The organism is Sphingomonas sp. Ag1, from assembly GCF_000980895.1.
GTDB lineage: Bacteria > Pseudomonadota > Alphaproteobacteria > Sphingomonadales > Sphingomonadaceae > Sphingomonas > Sphingomonas panaciterrae.
Map to the genome: position 1 here is coordinate 121,305 of NZ_LAZX01000091.1, position 13,861 is coordinate 135,165.

The 13,861-nt window shown below is 67.5% G+C and carries 12 protein-coding genes; 7 read left to right on the forward strand and 5 right to left on the reverse strand.

Annotated elements, in window-relative coordinates:
• Window positions 1-4 precede the first annotated feature (4 nt).
• Window positions 5-577 (forward strand): FKBP-type peptidyl-prolyl cis-trans isomerase, encoded by a 573-nt coding sequence (locus tag XM50_RS10335; RefSeq protein WP_046409243.1) that lies wholly within the window; start codon window positions 5-7, stop codon window positions 575-577.
• A 280-nt stretch (window positions 578-857) separates the two neighbouring features.
• On the opposite strand, the gene XM50_RS10340 is transcribed toward XM50_RS10335, so the two are convergent.
• Complete coding sequence (locus XM50_RS10340) at window positions 858-1,154, reverse strand: EthD family reductase (RefSeq protein WP_046409244.1); 297 nt, start codon at window positions 1,152-1,154, stop codon at window positions 858-860.
• Between the two features lie 61 nt (window positions 1,155-1,215).
• A complete protein-coding gene (locus tag XM50_RS10345) occupies window positions 1,216-2,646 on the reverse strand; it encodes an aldehyde dehydrogenase family protein (protein ID WP_046409245.1) in 1,431 nt (476 codons plus the stop codon).
• 212 nt (window positions 2,647-2,858) lie between these two features.
• Between XM50_RS10345 and XM50_RS10350 the strand changes: the two genes are divergently transcribed.
• Entirely contained in the window at window positions 2,859-3,794 is a 936-nt protein-coding gene (locus tag XM50_RS10350; protein WP_046409246.1) for a right-handed parallel beta-helix repeat-containing protein, read from the forward strand.
• Between the two features lie 52 nt (window positions 3,795-3,846).
• Here the strand turns inward: XM50_RS10350 and XM50_RS10355 are convergent, their stop codons facing one another.
• A complete protein-coding gene (locus tag XM50_RS10355; protein ID WP_082102983.1) occupies window positions 3,847-5,499 on the reverse strand; it encodes an alkaline phosphatase family protein in 1,653 nt (550 codons plus the stop codon).
• Between the two features lie 89 nt (window positions 5,500-5,588).
• Between XM50_RS10355 and XM50_RS10360 the strand changes: the two genes are divergently transcribed.
• The 5 genes from XM50_RS10360 to XM50_RS10380 all read left to right on the forward strand — a co-directional run bounded on the left by XM50_RS10360 (window position 5,589) and on the right by XM50_RS10380 (window position 11,551).
• Window positions 5,589-7,574 carry a protein-disulfide reductase DsbD family protein gene (locus XM50_RS10360; protein ID WP_443024655.1) on the forward strand — a complete coding sequence of 662 codons (1,986 nt, stop codon included), beginning with the start codon at window positions 5,589-5,591 and terminating at the stop codon, window positions 7,572-7,574.
• Between the two features lie 11 nt (window positions 7,575-7,585).
• A complete protein-coding gene (locus XM50_RS10365; RefSeq protein ID WP_231621933.1) occupies window positions 7,586-8,185 on the forward strand; it encodes a redoxin domain-containing protein in 600 nt (199 codons plus the stop codon).
• A gap of 120 nt (window positions 8,186-8,305) precedes the next feature.
• Window positions 8,306-9,781 (forward strand): circularly permuted type 2 ATP-grasp protein, encoded by a 1,476-nt coding sequence (locus XM50_RS10370; protein WP_046409250.1) that lies wholly within the window; start codon window positions 8,306-8,308, stop codon window positions 9,779-9,781.
• A 37-nt stretch (window positions 9,782-9,818) separates the two neighbouring features.
• Window positions 9,819-10,754 (forward strand): alpha-E domain-containing protein, encoded by a 936-nt coding sequence (locus tag XM50_RS10375; protein ID WP_046409251.1) that lies wholly within the window; start codon window positions 9,819-9,821, stop codon window positions 10,752-10,754.
• Complete coding sequence (locus XM50_RS10380) at window positions 10,754-11,551, forward strand: transglutaminase family protein (RefSeq protein ID WP_046409252.1); 798 nt, start codon at window positions 10,754-10,756, stop codon at window positions 11,549-11,551. The genes XM50_RS10375 and XM50_RS10380 overlap by 1 nt, the downstream gene beginning before the upstream one ends.
• Before the next feature lie 13 nt (window positions 11,552-11,564).
• Here XM50_RS10380 and XM50_RS10385 read toward each other — a convergent pair whose 3' ends face one another.
• Window positions 11,565-12,332, reverse strand: coding sequence for an arginyltransferase (locus XM50_RS10385; protein ID WP_046409253.1), 768 nt, complete (start codon window positions 12,330-12,332; stop codon window positions 11,565-11,567).
• Window positions 12,333-12,513: 181 nt separating this feature from the next.
• Window positions 12,514-13,758, reverse strand: a complete 1,245-nt coding sequence (locus XM50_RS10390; RefSeq protein ID WP_046409254.1) for a threonine ammonia-lyase — start codon at window positions 13,756-13,758, stop codon at window positions 12,514-12,516.
• Window positions 13,759-13,861: the final 103 nt, after the last annotated feature.

Here is a 13,861-nt window from a genome sequence, read left to right on the forward strand (position 1 = left end):
CGCCATGTCGACCGTTACCGCTGTTCCGATCGCTCCGGTGAAGCGCAGCTATGTCGTCTGGTTGATCGTGGGCATCATCGCCGCGGTCATGGCCGCGGCCGCGCTGGCGGTGCAGGGGGATGATTTCCTTACCCGCAACGCCCGTGCCAAGGGCGTTGTGACGACGCCGTCCGGCCTTCAGTATCAGGTGATCGAGCCGGGTTCGGGGGCGAAGCCGACCGACACCGACGTTGCGCTGGTGATGTATGAGGGGAAGCTCCTCGACGGCACCACTTTCGACAAGTCGCAGCAGCCGACTCCCTTTCCCGTCACCGGCGTCGTTCCGGGGTTTTCCGAAGGCCTGAAGCTGATGCCGAAGGGGGCGAAGTACCGCTTCTGGATCAAGCCTGAGCTTGGCTATGGCGCTGAGACCAAGGGGCCGATCCCGGGCAATTCCACGCTCGTGTTCGATGTCGAGCTGCTCGATTTCCTGCCTGAGGCGGTGATCCGCCAGCTTCAGCAGCAGCAGATGGGCGGCGCGGCCGGCATGCCGGGTGCTGCGATGCCGGGTGCCGAGGCTCCGCCCCAGGGTCGCTGATCCTCGCACGAACCTGAATGATTTCGCACCGTCGTCGCTCCTAGCGGCGGCGGTGTTTTCTTATGTGCCACACGGCCTTGGACGCGAACGGGCTCTTGACCGAGACAGCCGTGGTCGCGGCCGATCAGTCGCGCGGCGTTGCGCCTATGCGGAGGGAGTGGCCCGGCTCACAGGTCTAAGGGGCACTGCAGTGGCAGCGATCGTCGCGCCCGCATTCGCAGATAATCAGCATCGACTGGACGCCCCCAGCCGGCGCCTTGCCGACCGGGGGCTCCGGCGCTCAGAGCGCCCGGCCAACCATGATGGTGGGCGTGATGTCGGTGAAGTTGGGCACGTCGGCCTGAAGCTCGCCGATGCGCGGATTGGCCATCGCCTGGCCCATGCTTTCGGGCGAGGCGAAATGGAAATGCGCGATCAGCGCAAAGGGCGCAGCCCCGCCGCCCGGCGCCTGGCCTTCGATCAGCTCGACGCGCTCGGGCTGCCAGATCTCCTTGGCGAGCTCGGCGTGCTTGGCCTTGTAATAGCTCGCGTCAAACTTCGCCCCGTCGTGATTCGGGTACAGAACACTGACGATCATTTTCCTCTCCCCTCAAGAAAACGGGCGCCCCCTTGTTGGGGACGCCCGCGATTGTTTTTGATCAGGCGGCGTTTTCGCCGATGATGGTCTTCACTTCCATGAAGTCTGTCAGGCCCCATTTGCCGCCCTCGCGGCCGTTGCCCGAGGATTTGTAGCCGCCAAAGGGCGTCGCGCCGTTCGGTCCCCAGGCGTTGATGGTGACAAGGCCCGCGCGCAGCTTGCCGGCGATCTTGGACGCCTCGGCGGGATCGCCGGAGATGGTCGCCGACAGGCCGTAATCGGTGTCGTTGGCCATCTCGACCGCCTGCTCGCTGTCCTCATAGGTGGTGATCGTCGCGACCGGGCCGAACGTTTCCTCGCGATAGATGCGCATGTCGGGGGTCACATCGGCGAGGACGGTCGGCTTCACATAATAGCCGGCGTTGCGGCCATCGGGACGACCCACGCCGCCGGTGACGAGACGTGCGCCTTCGTCGAGCGCCGACTGGATCAGGTCCTGGATCTTCTCGAACTGGGCCTTGTTGACGACCGGACCGATGTGCGCGCCCTGCTTGTCGGGGCTGTCGACCTGGGTCGCCTCCATGATCGCCTTCACGACTTCTTCGGCCTCGTTCACCTGGCTCTTGTGGACCAGGAGGCGGGTGGGGGCGATGCAGCTCTGGCCGGTGTTGGCGATGACGCCCGCGAGCGTCGGCGGCAGGACTTCGCCCAGCTTCGCGCCTTCCAGCACCACGTTCGGTGCCTTGCCGCCCAGTTCCTGGTGGACGCGCTTGACCGTCGCGGCGGCCGCGGTCGCGACGGCAACGCCGGCGCGGGTCGAGCCGGTGAAGCTCACCATGTCGACGTCCTTGTGCGCCGAAAGCGCCGCGCCGACCGTCGGGCCGTCACCATTGACCAGGTTGAACACGCCCGCCGGCACGCCAGCCTCTTCCAGAATCTCGGCCAAGATCATGGCGTTGGTAGGGGCTTCTTCCGACGGCTTCAGAACCATCGTGTTGCCCGCTGCCAGCGCCGGGGCGACCTTGGCGCAGATCTGGTTCAGCGGCCAGTTCCACGGCGTGATCATCGCCACGACGCCGATCGGCTCATGGACGACGCGCGCGCCCTTGGCGGCCTGTTCGGAGAAGCTGAATTCCTTCAGCGCGGCGAGCGTGCCCATGAAATGGCCAAGGCCAGCGGGTGCCTGTGCCATGTTGGCGAAGGAGATCGGCGCACCCATTTCGCGGCTCGTCGCAGCGGCCAGGTCGGGGATGCGTGCCTTGTAGCCGGCGATGATCCGCTCGAGCAGCGCGATGCGGTCCTCGACCGTCGACTGCGACCAGGTCTTGAACGCCTTCTTCGCGGCGGCCACTGCCTTGTTGACGTCCGCCTCGCTGCCCAGCGTGATTTCGGTGGTGGGCTGCTCGGTCGCGGGATCGATCACTTCGTGGCGCTTGCCGCCTTCGCTGTCGACCCAGGCGCCGTCGATATAATGTTTCAGATAGCTCTGCATGATGCCTCTCCGTCTCTTGAAATCGGCGTTTCCCTTCATGTGTGGGGCGCGATTAAGTCAGTTGCAACAGGAAACGCGACACGTTGCGGCCGTGCCGCGACGGGACAAGGGGGGTGGCCGTCATGGGCTGCGCCGCCCGCCCCGCGCCACTATCGCACCGGGAGCCTGCCCGCCGCGCAGCCCGACGCGGTGACCGACAAAGGGACCCGACCATGCGCACCGCTTCCGCCCTCCTTGCGCTTCTCCTCGCGGCCCCGGTGGCCAGCCAGCAGCGCGCGGCGCCGTTCACGGTGGCGGACACGGGGGAGGGCTATGACACGTTGGACGATGCGCTTCAGGCCAATCGCGGGCGCCACTTCACCGTCCTGATCGCCCCCGGCACCTACCGCGAATGTGCGATCCAGCAGGCCGGACGCGTCACGTTCAAGGCGGTGCAGCCCGGCACCGCGATCTTCGAGGGCGCGTGTGAGGGGAAAGCGGCGCTGGTGCTGCGCGGCAACGGATCGACCGTCGACGGCCTCGTCTTCCGCGGCATCCGCGTGCCGGACGGCAATGGCGCGGGCATTCGCATCGAGATTGGCGACCTGGTGGTGCGCAACTCGATGTTCCTCGACAGCCAGGAGGGCATTCTCGGTGCGACCGACGATCCGGCGAGCGTCACGATCGACCGCTCGACCTTCTCGGGCCTTGGTCAATGCCATGAGACGGAGGATTGCGCCCATTCGATCTATCTCGCCAACCGCGGCAGCGTGACGATCACCAATTCGCGGTTCGAGCGGGGGGAGGGCGGCCATTATGTGAAGCTGCGCGCCCCGCGTGTGCGCATCGTGGACAACAGCTTCGACGACAGCGCCGGCAACCGCACCAATTACATGATCGATCTGCCGGAGGGCGGCACCGGGGAGATCGCGCGCAACACCTTCGTGCAGGGACCACGTAAGGAAAACTGGGGCGGCATGATCGTGGTTTCGGCCGAACAGCGCAAATACAGCGCGGCCGGCCTTTCGATCCACGACAATGTCGCCAGCCTCGCGCCCGGGCAGCAGAAAAGCCCCGCCTTTGTCGCCAATGTCAGCGGTGACCGGCTGGCGATCGGCACCAATCAGCTGGGTGCCGGCGTGCGCGCCTATGAGGTGCGCCAGCCCTGATCGGGGCGAAGAACGCCGGCTGCCACCCTGACAGCCGGCGCTCCGCCGTCGATTAGCGGCAGGTGTCGCCCGCCCCGCTGTCCAGATCGAGGCAGCGGCCATCCAGTCCCTTCACCGGCAGGTTGATCGTCGCGGCCAGCGTCGGGACGATGTCCACCGTTTCGATCGACTGCGGCTGTTCAAAGCCGGCCATCCCCTTGCGCCAGAACAGGATCGGCACGCGGCGGTCGTAATCCCACGGGCTGCCATGCGTGGCGACATAGCCCGGACCCGGCTTCGCAATTCCGCTGACGCGGGGCTTCAGCATGATCAGCAGGTCGCCCGAGCGTTCGGGATCGTAGGAGGCGTGCGCGCGCTGCTCCAGCGTCCAGGCTTCGGGCGGCAGGTCCGGGATCGTCGCCGCGGCAATCTGCTCGCGGGTCAGAACGGTGGCGACCTGCGGGAAGGCGCTGATCCGCTTCACCGCCTCGGCGAGCACCGCCTTGCGGCGGTTCGCCGGTACCGTGTTGGAGACATAGACGTCACCTTCCGAACCCAGCAGAACCGGTCCGGCGATACGCAGCTGCTTGCCGATTTCGGCGCCGATGTCGCGCACCGACAGTGCGGGGGTGACTCGCGTCTCACCCGGCATGCCGCGCTGCTGCTGCCGCTCGGTCGCGTCATGGCCGCCATGGTCGGCGGTCAGCACCACCTGATAGTCGATCCCCCAGGAATCGAGCGCGGCGAAGAAGCCGCCCAGCGTCTTGTCGAGCTCCGCCATCTGCAGGCACATCTCGCCGCCGCCCGGGCCATAGCCGTGGCCGACATAATCGGTCGCCGACGCGCCGATCGAGATGATGTCAGGCGCGTCGCCCTGGCCCAGCTTCATGTCCTGGATCAGCCCGGCGGCGATCGCGAACACCGCCCCGTCAAGCGCGGGGGAGCCGCGGAACGCGCGCAAGTCCCCGGCCGCGCGGGCAAAGCGCCCGTCGCCGATCGTCTGGCCGCCAACCGTGATCGGGTGCATCAGCGGCCGGCAGAAGGCGGGAACGGGAAGCGGCTCCTGCGGCTGCGCGATCAGACGGGCGACTGCCTCGCGCCCGCGCTGCACCGCTGGCGGGACGGGACGCTGGTCATAGGAAACGAAATCCTTGCCGTCCCAAAACCATAGTTCGTCCACCTTGTGGCCGCCCATCATGATCGCGGCGCGATCCTTGCCCGCGACCGAGACGACACGGCTCGCGGGGTTCGCCGCCTTCATCATCTCGCCCAGCGTCGGCACCTTCAGGTGAAGATCCGCGACCTTGTAGTTGCGGTGGTCGGTCCCTGGGATCCGCTCATCCTCGGAGCAATAGACTTCCTTGTCCTCGCGCGGCGCGTCCTGGTTGATCCAGTTGTTGGCGATGATGCCGGTGCGGCCCGGCCGCATCCCGGTCAGGATCGTCGAATGGCCGGGGCACGTCTCCGTCGCGGCGTGGCTCTGATAACCCGCGGGGAACACCGCGCCCTGCAACAGCCGCGCAAAGCCGTCGGTGAAGCGGTTGCGATATTGCGCGAACAGATTGGCGGAGAACTGGTCCACCGAAATCGCGACGATCAGCTTGGGCGGGGTACGCGGGGTAACCGCATTGGCGGGCGCGGGCGGCTGGGCGGATTCGAGAACCGCCTCCTGCGCGGCAGCCGGAAGCGCGATGGAGGCAAGAAGCGCGGCGAGAAGAGCTTTCATCATGAACCTTGGTGCTTGGCGACGAGGCGGGGTATGTGCCGGGCATGACGGCGAGGCAAGCTTGGGTAGCGACCCTGTTTTTCATGGTCATGACGGTGCTGGCGACTGTCGCGCCGGCGCAGACCCGTCATGTGGCGATCACCCTGGTGCCCGAGACGGCGCGCCCGGCCGCAGGCAACACCGTGACGCTCGCGTTCGATTCGCGGCCCGAGCCGGAATGGCACGGCTATTGGCGCAATCCGGGCGACGCCGGGATCGAGACTCAGCTCGACTGGAAACTGCCCGACGGCGTGAGCGCGGGCGAGCTGCGCTATCCGGTACCCGAGCGGCTGATCGTCGGCGGGCTGATGAACTATGTCTATGAGGCGCCCTTTGCCCAGCTGGTCGACCTGAAGATCCCCACCGGCCTGCCCGCCGGCACCCGCCTGCCAGTGTCGGTGAAGGCGGACTATCTGGTCTGCACCAAGGAGATCTGCGTTCCGGAAAGCCAGACGCTGTCGACCGAACTCGTCGTCGGCGACGGCGCGGTTGATCCCGCAACCCGCGCGCGCTTCGACCAATGGCGGCAGAAGCTGCCCCGGTCCCTGGGCTCGACCGCGACATGGCAGGCAGCCGATGGCCAGTTCCGCCTCGCCGTGCCGTTCCCGGCCGATGCGTCCATTCGCGACGCCTATTTCTACCCGCTCGCCGGTGGCGCGATCGATTACGCCGCGCCGCAGAGCGTGACGCGCGATGGCGACCAGCTCGTCGTCGCGACAAAGGCCGCATCGACCCCTGCGACTGGCGCGATCGAGGGCGTGCTGGCGACCGGCGACGGGCAGGGTTTTGCGATCAGCGCCAACCCCGGCACCGTCGCTGCGCCGGCGCCCGTGGCAGCGACCGGCGCGCTGATGCCGGCGCTGCTCGCCTTTGCCGGCGCATTGCTCGGCGGCCTGCTGCTCAACATCATGCCCTGCGTCTTCCCGATCCTCAGCCTGAAGGCGCTGGGGCTCGCGCGTTCGGGTGAGACGGAGAGCGCGGCGCGGCGTGAGGCGCTGGCCTATACCGCCGGTGTCGTGCTGGTCTGCCTAGCGCTGGGCGGCGTGCTGCTCGCCTTGCGCGCTGGCGGCGCCAGTGTCGGCTGGGCGTTCCAGTTGCAGGATCCGCGGGTCATCGGCGTGCTCTTGCTGCTGGTGATGGGGATCGCGCTCAACCTGGCGGGGCTGTTCGAGCTGCCGACGCCGCGCTTCGCCAGCCGGTCGGGCACCGGCGGCGCCTTTGCCACCGGCGCGCTCGCGGCGTTCGTGGCGACCCCGTGCACCGGGCCGTTCATGGGCGCGGCGCTGGGGGCTGCGCTGGTCCTCCCGCCGCTTGCCGCCATGTTGGTGTTCGCCGGGCTGGGGCTCGGCATCGCGCTGCCGTTCCTCGCGATCGGGTTCGTGCCGGCGCTGCGCCGCCGCTTGCCGAAGCCCGGTCCGTGGATGGCGCGGCTGCGGCGCATCCTGTCGGTGCCGATGTTCCTCACCGCGCTGGCGCTCGCCTGGGTGCTCGGGCGTCAGGCGGGCGTCGACGGGATGACGATCGGGCTCGGCGCCACCTTGCTCGCCGCCTTCGGCCTGTGGTGGTCCGGCCGCCGCCAGGCCGCGGGCCGCGAGCGTGTGTGGTGGCCGGCAGTGCCGGCGCTTGCGCTGGCGATGGCCGGCGTGCTGCTGGTCCGTGCAGCGCCGCCCGCTGCCGCGGTCGCCTCTGCCACCGATGAGCCCTTCACCGAGGAGCGACTCGCCGCGTTGCGTGCCGAGGGGCGGCCAGTGTTCGCCTATTTCACCGCTGACTGGTGCGTGACGTGCAAGGTGAATGAGAAAACCGCGATCGAGACCGACGCCGCGCGCCAGGCCTTTGCCGATGGCAATGTCGCGGTGCTGGTGGGCGACTGGACCGACGGCGATCCCGCGCTCGGCCGCTTCATCGAGGCGCACAACCGCGCCGGCGTGCCGCTCTATCTCTGGTATCCGAAGGGCGCCGATCGTCCGCAGGTCTTGCCGCAATTGCTGACCAGCGGCATGCTGGCGGCATTGCCGGGGGGCACGAAGAGTTGAGGAGAGCGATGATGCGCCTGCTTCCTTTTGCGATCGTGGCCCTGGCCGCGATGCCCGCTGCCGCCGAACAGACGACCGGCCAGCCCGCCGGCAACTTCCGCCTCATGGACGCCGATGGAAAGGCTGTGACGCTGTCGCAGTTCAAGGGGCGGCCCGTGGTGCTCGAATGGAACAACCCCGGCTGCCCGTTCGTGCAGAAACATTATGACAGCGGCAACATGCAGGCCGCGCAGGCAAAGGCGAAGGCGATGGGCGCCGCATGGCTCACCATCAATTCCGGCGCGCCCGGCAAGCAGGGCCATATGAACGGTCAGCAGGCGAAGGCGTTCCTCGCCGCGCAAAAGGCGCAGCCGACTGCCTATCTGCTCGATCCGCAGGGCCGCGTCGGCAAGGGTTATGGCGCCAAGACCACCCCGCACATGTATCTGATCGATGCCTTCGGGAAGCTCGTCTACCAGGGCGGGATCGACGACAAGCCGACGGCGGACAAGGCCGACATCCCCGGCGCCCGCAACCACCTGCTCGCCGCGCTGGGCGAGGTGAAGGCCGGCAAGGCGGTGTCCGTGCCCGAGGCGCGCCCCTATGGCTGTTCGGTGAAATACGCCGACTGAGCACGACGGAACGCCGCCACAATGGCGGCGTTTTCGTATGCGGCTGTCGCCGCGCTCTTGTGCGGCGCAACATTATAGCACAGCATGCACCCGAAACGATCCTGGAGCGTTATCGGTCGAATGGGGACTCGGGCATTCGACGAAATCATGGGGCTGGGTGCGCAAACGCGCCCGGAAATGGACAATCTCGTCCGGTGGCTGGACGAAACGCCGTCCGACGAATTGCGCCGGCGGCAGGAGGCGGCCGAAACCACGTTTCGCCAGCTCGGCATCACCTTTGCGGTCTATGGCGATAGCGACGCGAGCGAGCGGATCATCCCGTTCGACATCGTGCCGCGCGTCTTTCTTGCGGACGAATGGGCGCGCCTGTCGCAGGGGCTGGTCCAGCGGGTGGAGGCGATCAACGCCTTCCTCGACGATATCTATGGCGCGCAGGAGATATTGAAGGCCGGCGTGCTGCCGGAGGAACTGATCTTCCTCAACCCGCAGTTCCGCCCCGAGATCTTCGGCATCCGCCCGCCGCACGGGATCTGGGCGCATATCTGCGGGATCGACCTGGTGCGTACCGGCGCCGACGAATTCTACGTGCTGGAGGACAATGCCCGCACGCCATCGGGCGTCAGCTACATGCTGGAAAATCGCGAGGCGATGGTCCGGCTCTGCCCCGAACTGTTCGAGCAGTTCCGCGTCGCCGCGGTCGACAGCTACCCCGATCGCCTGCTGGAAACGATGCGCTCGGTCGCGCCGCGCGGCTGCGCGCAGAACCCGACCTGCGTCGTGCTGACGCCCGGCCACTTCAACTCCGCTTATTACGAACACAGCTTCCTCGCCGATTCGATGGGGATCGAGCTGGTCGAGGCGGCGGACCTCGTGGTCGATGACGACATGGTCTACATGCGGACCATCGCTGGCCGCGTGAAGGTGGACGTGATCTACCGCCGCGTCGACGACGACTTCCTCGATCCTTTGGTATTCCGTCCCGATTCGCTGCTCGGCGTCCCCGGCCTCATCGCCGCTTATGCCGCCGGCAACGTCGCGATCATCAACGCGCCGGGCAACGGCATCGCCGACGACAAGGCGATCTACAGCTACATGCCCGAAATCGTCCGCTTCTATTCGGGCGCCGAGGCGAAGCTGCCCAATGTCGAAACCTGGCGCTGCCGCGAACCGGAGGCGCTTCGCTACACGCTCGACCACCTCGACGAACTGGTGGTGAAGCTGGTCGATGGCTCGGGCGGCTACGGCATGCTCGTCGGTCCGACGGCCAGCAAGGAGGAGATCGCCACCTTCCGCGCCGTGCTGGAAAAGGAGCCGCACCGTTACATCGCGCAGCCGACGCTCGCGCTTTCGACAGTGCCCACGTTGGTCGATCAGGGCGTCGCACCGCGCCACGTCGATTTCCGCCCCTTCGTGCTGACCGGCTCGAAGGGCGTTCAGGTGGTCCCCGGCGGCCTCACCCGCGTCGCGCTTCGCGAAGGATCGCTGGTCGTCAATTCGTCGCAGGGCGGCGGCACCAAGGATTCGTTCGTGCTGCTCGACGATCAGTGGCGCCAGTCGCAGACGATGGGCACGATGACGCAGGAGCAGAGCCTGTGAGCCCCGCGATGCGCCGCTCCGTTTGGGGGGATGCGCGATGCTGAGCCGTACCGCCAGCTCGCTCTACTGGCTGGGCCGCTACATCGAACGTGCGGATTTCATCGCCCGGCTGGTCGAAGCGACGATCCGCCTCGATGTCCTGTCCGCGCGCCCGGCGGGGGAGGCGGCGTGGCTCTCCGCGCTGACCGTCACTGATACGGAGGCTGCGTTCAAGGCGACCGGCGCCAGCCTGACGCGCGAGGCCGTCTCGCGCTTCCTCACCAGCGATACGTCGCACCCCGGCTCGCTCGTGCGCAGCCTCGACATGGCGCGGATGAATGCCCGCGCGGTGCGCACCGCGCTGACGCGAGAGGCCTGGTCCGCGATCAACGGCGCCTGGCTGGTGTTCGACAAGCGCGTCAGCCGGCTCGATCCCGATCGTGCGCTGGCGCTGGTCGATGCGGTGAAGGCGGAGACTCGCGGGTTCGAGGGCGCGCTGCACCGCATGCTGCGCAACCAGACGACGTTGTTCATCCGGCTGGGCCAGGCGACGGAGCGGGTGGACAACACCGCGCGCCTGCTGGACGTCAAATACCATATCCTCCTTCCCGAAGGGCAGGAGGTCGGCGGCGCGGTCGATCGCGATCAATGGACCACCATCCTGCAGACGGTGTCGGCCGTCACCGCCTTCCGCTGGCTCTACAATGACGGGCTGCAGCCAGCGAACGTGATCGACCTGCTGCTCTCGCGCGTTGAACTGCCGCGCAGCATTGCCGGCGCGATCGAGGAGGTGACCGACGTGCTGACTCAGCTTGCCAAGCGCACCGGCACCAATGGCGAGGCCGATCGCATGGCCCGCACCCGCCATGCGCGGGTCAGCAAGACGCGCACCAGCGACGTCATCGTGTCCGGCCTGCACCAGCATCTCGAGGCGCTGATCGCCGAGAATGATCAACTTCACGCGGCGATCGGCCGCCAGTTCAAGTTCGCCTGATGCGCCTGTCGATCGATCACCGCACCTTTTACGCCTTCACCGCGCCGCAGGGCCGTATCGTGCAATTGCTGCGGCTCACCCCCTCCGACCTGCACGACCAGACGGTCGCCTCCTGGCATATCGCGGTCGATTGCGATGCCCGCATGACGCACCATCGCGACGGCTTCGGCAATGCCACCACCATGCTCTATTGCGAAGGGCCGCTCGACCAACTCGAACTGACCGTCACGGGGGAGGTGGTGACCAGCCCGTCGGCCGGCGTATTGCATGGAGCGCATGAGCTGCTGCCACCGCGCTTCTTCCTGCGCACGACGCCGACCACCGCGGCCGACGCGGAGATTGCCGATTTCGCCACGCGTGCTGCCGACGGAACCGACATTCCCGCGCTGCACCGGCTGAACCATGCGGTGCGTGATCGCTTCGCCGACGATTGCGGCCGGCCGGAGGCTGGCCTTGCCGTCACCGACGCATTCGCGCGCGACGCGCTGACCGCGCGCGACATGGCGCAGGTGTTCATCGCCGCGGCTCGCGCGATCGGCGTGCCCGCACGCTACGTCTCGGGGTATTGTGATCTTGCCGGCGATCACCGCCCCACGCCGCATGGCTGGGCGGAGGCATGGCAGGACGGCTTGGGCTGGGTCGGCTTCGATCCCTGGCTCGGCCAGTCGCCGGAGGAGCATCACGTCCGCGTCGCCGTCGCGCTTGATGCGGCGCAGGCGGCACCGGTGGCGGGATCACGCCTCGGCGATGGGCGCGAGGCGCTGGAGGTCGACGTGACGGTGCAGGGCGCGGACTAAGCGCCCGAAAACGTCAGGCGATCTGCTCGGCCGACGCTGCTTCACCTTCATCCTCCATCAGCGCCCAGCCGCGCGGGCCCAGCGCCTCGAGCGGCTGGTAGCGCGTCTTGTACGCCATCCGCTCCGCGCCCTTCACCCAATAGCCAAGATACACATAGGGCAGCCCCGCACGCGCCGCGCGCAGGATGTGGTCGAGGATGATGAGATTGCCGAGCCCCGGACGTGTCGGCAGGTCGGGGTCGAAGAAGCTGTAGATCATCGACAGCCCATCGGCCTGCTGGTCGGTCAGGCACGCGCCGATCAGCCGCCCCGGCCGCCCGTCGCGCGCCGGCTCGCGATATTCGACGATGACGGTGTTGACCGGCGAATGCTCGACCATGTCGGCATAATCCTGCTCGTCCATCCCGGCCATGCCGCCCGTCGGATGGCGATGCGTCAGGTAGCGCGACAGCAACTGGAACTGCTCGTCCGTCGCCCATGGCTTGCACGCCGCCACGTCAAGGTCGGCGCTGCGGCGGATCAGCTTGCGCTGGCTGGCATTGGCGACGAACTCGGTCGTGCGCACCCGTACCGACACGCAGGCGCTGCACCCGGCGCAGGAGGGGCGATAGGCGACCGACTGACTGCGACGAAACCCGATCCGCCCCAGCGCATCGTTCAGCTCCGCCGCGTTCGGCCCCGACAATTCGGTGAACACCTTCCGCTCCTCGCGCCCGGGCAGATACGGGCACGGCGCAGGGCTGGTGACGAAGAAACGCGGAAAACGGAAAGAGGCGGTCACCGCTGACGGAACTCCAGTCGAACGCGGCCCTCGCGCGCGTGCCGTGATCGATATGAAGAGACGCCGCCCCCGTGAGAAGCCGGCGCGCCGCCGTTTTGCCGCGGATGGGTGAAGCAATTGCTACCGGCGCGGCGAAATGCCCCAATGTGGGGCAGAATATCGCGCGCCGTCGGTGGTTTGCTCAGGCAAGCTCGATCAGGCTGACCTGATATTTCGCCACGTCCAGCGCGGCGAGCAGCCGGTCGAGATGCGCGCGGTCGCGCGTCTCGCATTCCACGTCGAGGCTCAGGCCCTTCGCCGGCAGGTTGGTGAAGATGCGCTGGTGCGACAGCTCCAGGATGTTGACCCGCTCCTGGTCGAAGATGCGGGCGACATTGTAGAGCGCGCCCGGCTGGTCCTGCAGCCGGATGCGCAGCCGCGCCAGCCGGCCGGAGCGGGCGAGGTCGCGCAGCAGGACGTTGGCCAGCAGCCGGGTGTCGATATTGCCGCCGCACAGCACGATGCCGACCGACTTGCCGGCAAAGCGATCCTTGTTCGCCAGCACCGCGGCTAGGCCCGCCGCCCCGGCGCCCTCGACCACCGTCTTTTCGATCTGCAGCAGCAGGCTGACCGATTCCTCCAGGCTGCGTTCGGACACCAGCAGGATGTCGTCGACCAGCGCCTCGACCATCTTCGCCGTGACGCCGCCAGGCTGCTTCACCGCAATGCCCTCGGCCAGCGTGTCGCCGGCGCAGGGCAGGTCGGTGTGGCGCAGCTTGTTGTACATCGACGGGAACAGCTCGGCCTGCACGCCGATCACCTCGATCGGATGGTCAGCCGCGCGCGCCACCGTTGCCATGCCGGAAATCAGCCCGCCGCCGCCGATCGGCACTACCAAAGTGTCGAGCGTCGGGATCTCCTCCAGCATCTCGATCGCCACCGTGCCCTGGCCGGCGATGACTCGCGCATCGTCGAACGGATGGACGAAAGTATAGCCGCGCTCCGCCTCCAGCACGCGGGCATGGGCATAGGCCTCGTCAAAGGTCACGCCGTGCAGCACCACCGTCGCGCCATGACCTTCGGTCTGGACGATCTTCACGATCGGCGTGGTCGTCGGCATGACGATCGTCGCGGGCACGCCCAGCCGGTTGGCGTGATAGGCCAGCCCCTGCGCATGGTTGCCGGCCGATGCGGCGATGACGCCGCGCGCCTTGGCATCGTCGTCCAGCAGCAGCAGCGTGTTTAGCGCGCCGCGCTCCTTGTACGCCGCGGTGAACTGCAAATTCTCGAACTTCAAGTAGATCGTCGCGCCGGCCAGCGCCGACAGCGTCTTGCTGATCAGCGTCGGCGTTCGAACGATGGAATCGCGAATTCGGCTATGGGCGGCGCGCACGTCCGCCATGCTGACGGGAAGGGTTTCGGTCGTCGGGTGCACCGCAGTCGCCATACGCATAGGTCCTACCAGCCGTTCGCCCCGGCATGTCGAAAAAGCTGTCGTTTCTTCGGAGAAGAAGGGCAGGGGCTTCGACATGCTCGGCCCGAACGGGATC